The organism is uncultured Anaerofustis sp. (assembly GCF_938029165.1).
GTDB lineage: Bacteria > Bacillota > Clostridia > Eubacteriales > Anaerofustaceae > Anaerofustis.
Genome location: NZ_CALHFB010000028.1, coordinates 1 through 3,981, shown reverse-complemented (window position 1 = coordinate 3,981; position 3,981 = coordinate 1). Strand labels below are relative to the sequence as shown.

Annotated in this window: 4 protein-coding genes; 1 reads left to right on the top strand and 3 read right to left on the bottom strand. The window is 38.2% G+C overall.

From position 1 onward, the window contains the following. The first annotated feature begins 73 nt into the window (after nucleotides 1–73). The gene (locus tag Q0516_RS02935) at nucleotides 74–226 is read left to right on the top strand and encodes a hypothetical protein (RefSeq protein WP_294468970.1); all 153 of its coding nucleotides are present in this window, start codon (nucleotides 74–76) and stop codon (nucleotides 224–226) included. Nucleotides 227–306: 80 nt separating this feature from the next. Here the strand turns inward: Q0516_RS02935 and ftsZ are convergent, their stop codons facing one another. From ftsZ to murA, 3 genes are all read right to left on the bottom strand, one after another. Then, nucleotides 307–1,428: a cell division protein FtsZ gene (gene ftsZ / locus Q0516_RS02930; RefSeq protein ID WP_294468967.1), complete on the bottom strand. Its 1,122-nt coding sequence runs from the start codon at nucleotides 1,426–1,428 to the stop codon at nucleotides 307–309. Between the two features lie 107 nt (nucleotides 1,429–1,535). Further along, on the bottom strand, nucleotides 1,536–2,315 hold the full coding sequence (locus Q0516_RS02925; RefSeq protein WP_294468965.1) for an FtsQ-type POTRA domain-containing protein: 780 nt from the start codon (nucleotides 2,313–2,315) through the stop codon (nucleotides 1,536–1,538). Nucleotides 2,316–2,325: 10 nt separating this feature from the next. Next, complete coding sequence (murA, locus tag Q0516_RS02920) at nucleotides 2,326–3,579, bottom strand: UDP-N-acetylglucosamine 1-carboxyvinyltransferase (RefSeq protein ID WP_294468963.1); 1,254 nt, start codon at nucleotides 3,577–3,579, stop codon at nucleotides 2,326–2,328. Nucleotides 3,580–3,981 lie beyond the last annotated feature (402 nt).

Below are 3,981 nucleotides of genomic sequence, written 5' to 3'. Positions count from 1 at the left end.
ACCCCAAACGGAGTATGTAAATATTATACACTGCATACTTCTGTTTGGCAAGGATTAAACGGAGGTTAAAATAATGAACGACGTAGAATATTTGGACATCGATTTAGATAAAGAAAGTTATAATAAATTGGTGGAATACTGTAAAATCAAAAAGGTATCTAAAAACGAAGCAATAAAAATGATAATAAAAGATATATCGGAGAGTATAAAAAAGGAGGGACGCTGAGTCCTTCCTTTTTATTTAAATGATTACCAACTTTTTAACACATGCAAAAAGACCGCTTAAAGCGGTCTAAATTATATATATTAATAATCGTCTCTGTCTCTTCTTGATAAAGAGTCCTTTAAGAAATCAGGGATATCTCCCCAATCATTTTTCTTTTCTTTTCTAACAACTTCTTCAGCTTCTGGTTCAGCTTCTTTCTTTATTTCTTCTTCCGCAAGTTCAACAAGTTGTCCATTTTTATTCTTCATGTTGAAGCCCGTAGCGATGATAGTTATCTTAACGCTGTCCTCAAGACTTGGGTCTATTGCGGCACCAAAGATAACATTTGCATCAGGGTCGGCTTCTTCTCTTGCTATTTCCGCAGCCTTATTGATTTCAAATAATGATAGATCTTCCCCACCGGTAATATTGATGATAACACCTGTAGCACCTTTGATACTCGTTTCAAGAAGCGGAGATTTAACTGCTTCCTGTACGGCTTCAACGGCTTTGTCTTCGCCTGTACCGTAACCAACACCCATGTGTGCCATTCCGGCATCTTTCATGATAGTCTTAACGTCAGAGAAGTCTAAGTTTACGATACCTGTTATACCGATAAGGTCGCAGATACCTCTGACACCTTGTGATAATACATCGTCAGCTAATTTTAACGCATCTTTGAATGTCGTATTCTTATCTGCTATCCCAAGCAATTTTTCATTTGGGATAACGACAAGTGCATCTACGTGCTCTCTTAGAAGTCTTATACCAAGATCTGAATTGGAAGCTCTTACTTTACCTTCGAAACCGAATGGTCTTGTTACAACGGCAATGGTAAGTACACCGAGTTCTTTTGCTATCTTAGCGATAACGTGGCTCGCACCGGTACCTGTTCCGCCGCCCATTCCTGCGGTAATGAATAAAAGGTCTGCGCCTTCTACGATTTTTTTAAGTTCATCACTGCTCTCTTCCGCAGACTCTTGTCCAACTTGTGGATTTGCACCTGCACCGAGACCTCCTGTAGTCCTGTCTCCTATCTGCACTTTGTTTTCGCTTAAAGACTCGCTCAAAGCCTGTGCATCGGTATTTACCGCAACGAACCTAACTCCTTGAAGTCCGCCTTCTATCATTCTATTAACAGCATTGTTGCCACCGCCGCCAACGCCGATTACTCTTATATCCGCAAAATTACCCATATGTATATCTTCCATTTCGTATGGCATAATAACTCCTCCTAAACATAGTAAACTAATTCTATTCTATTTTAATATTATTTTTTAATATATGCAACACTTTTTTGTGATTTTTACTACATATTTGACTTTAAATGCTATATCTTACTATATATTGGGTTAACTCCCTGTATGAGTTCCACCTTTTGCTTCATATCCATGTTTTTTATGAAATAGAGGACAAAACTTTTGTGGTACGAAAAAGCGGAAAAGTTTGCAAACTGCAGGACACTTCCGTTTTCAAAGTATAGATTATACTTTCCCGAACCGTCAACGTAAAACTGTGAAACTTTTTTAAGCATTTCGTTTTCTTTCAAAAATTCAAAGACTTGTTTTAATGTCTGAACTTGTACATCGCTTAAATCAAATAATTTTTTACCTTCTTCAAGGTCCTTTATCTTTATCCCCGTAACTATGGGAACATCATACCTCGTAAGAGTTTCAGATGAAGATATGACCTTACCCTCATCGTCGATATCGTAGAAAGTCTTTTCTTCCTGAAGTATGAAATAAGGAGATCTTTCTTCTATTTCTATTACGACCGTTGAGGGAAATTTTCTATGTATCTTTGCTTTTTTTACTATGGTTATCCTCTCGATTTCTTCTTCGGCTTTTCCCGCACTGAAAGAATAAATATTCTCCCCTGCTATTATCCCGCTTCTTGCGACGATCTCCTCTTTATTTGATATTTGATTGTTTTCAACTTCTACACTCTCGATATTAAAAATATCGGAAGTAGTTACAAATAAAGCACCTACAATTATGATTATGAATATAAAAATAATAAGAAGCGATTTCGGATTAAAAAATCTGCGTCTTTTTTTTCTTCGTTTTTTTCTAGGTCTGTATGTATGTGCTTCATAATAACTCTTACCCATAATTACACCTTTACTTATTTCTGTCTATTTTTGCTCCAAGTCCTCTTAAAGTCTTTTCTAAATTTTCATATCCTCTGTCGATATGATATATATCGTAAATATTGCTTTTGCCCTCTGCGGCAAGCGCAGCTATAACAAGACTTGCACCGCCTCTTAGATCTTCTGCATACATATTTGCACCGCCTAAGCTTTCCACTCCGTTTATAACAAGGGTAGTCCCGTTTACATTCATATTTGCACCCATCCTTGTAAGTTCGCATGTATATTTGAACCTATTTTCAAATATGGTTTCGTTTATTATACTTACCCCCTCGGCAAGAGACAGCATTGCTCCGAACTGAGACTGCATATCCGTGGGAAAACCCGGATAAGGAAGTGTGATAAGCGAATCTATTGCTTTTATCTTATCGGCGCCCTTTATTAATATCCCGTCACTGTATATCTTAAACCTTGCACCGCTTTCCATTAATTTATAGTAAACAGCTTTCATAGTATCTACTTTCGCATCTTTTAAGTATATACTGCTTCCGGTCATATTTGCAAGACACATAAAAGTCCCGCATGCTATCCTGTCGCTCATGACAGTATATTCACAGCTTTTGAGCTCTTTTACTCCTTCGATATAAACGGTATTGGTTCCAGCTCCGTATACTCTGGCTCCCATTGAATTGAGGAAATTTTGAAGGTCGATTATTTCAGGCTCCTTGGCGGGATTGCCTATTGCGGTCACACCTTCTGCCAGTACGGACGCAAGCATGACGTTCTCCGTAACGCCTACACTGGGAAAATCAAGCTGGATGTTCTTTCCCTTCAAGTTATCTCCTCTTAGAGTTATGATACCATTTTCTTCACTCATTTCACAGCCCAATTCTTTTAATGCTTTGATATGCATGTCTATCGGTCTGAGTCCGATATCACATCCTCCGGGCATGGAAAAACTGCATTCCTTATTAAGAGAGAGCACCGCCCCCATAAGCATTATAGAAGAGCGCATTTTTCTGAGTAACCCCTCATTAAGGCTCGTCTTATTCAAGTCCTTGGAATTCACCGATATGGTGTTTCCTTCTTTTATTACCTTACATCCAAGATCTTTAAGCAATTTTATCATTATACCTACATCTTCGATACCCGGTACATTATGTATGATACTTTCCGATTTGTTTAGTATAGATGCTGCCAAAATCGGTAAAGCCGCATTCTTGCAGCCCTGCAAGTTTATATCGCCGTCTAATTTTCTGCCGCCTTCAATAACGAAACTGTCCATTTACTTTCCTCCCATACCTATATAGTCTATATTATTCAAATCAAGGCTACATTGTGAGAGGTATTTTATTAAGGGGAAGTTCCCCTTACATCCCATGTAGGGCTCTGCCCTACAACCACTTCTAGGGGCTCCACCCCTAAAACCCCGCGAAGTTTTTTCCAAAGAAAAAATTAGGAAAACTCGCAAATCTTGCTGGCGCAAATCCGCTCGTGTTGTTTAATGTGCCAAGGCACATCCGGATTTTTAACAAAATCCAGCCCATTTATTAAATGGGTAAACAGTCAAATTCTTCCACTGCGTGGTGCTAAAGCCTTCGGCAAAAGTGATATTAAACTTACTGAAATCATTCACCCGCATATTACCTAAAAGATTTATTACCTTTAATTTAAGATAAAACTTTTA

Excerpts from the sequence above, each read along its gene's own strand:
- murA (WP_294468963.1), bottom strand. The coding sequence starts at position 3,579 with ATGGACAGTTTCGTTATTGAAGGCGGCAGAAAATTAGACGGCGATATA.
- ftsZ (WP_294468967.1), bottom strand. The coding sequence starts at position 1,428 with ATGCCATACGAAATGGAAGATATACATATGGGTAATTTTGCGGATATA.
- Q0516_RS02935 (WP_294468970.1), top strand. The coding sequence starts at position 74 with ATGAACGACGTAGAATATTTGGACATCGATTTAGATAAAGAAAGTTAT.
- Q0516_RS02925 (WP_294468965.1), bottom strand. The coding sequence starts at position 2,315 with ATGGGTAAGAGTTATTATGAAGCACATACATACAGACCTAGAAAAAAA.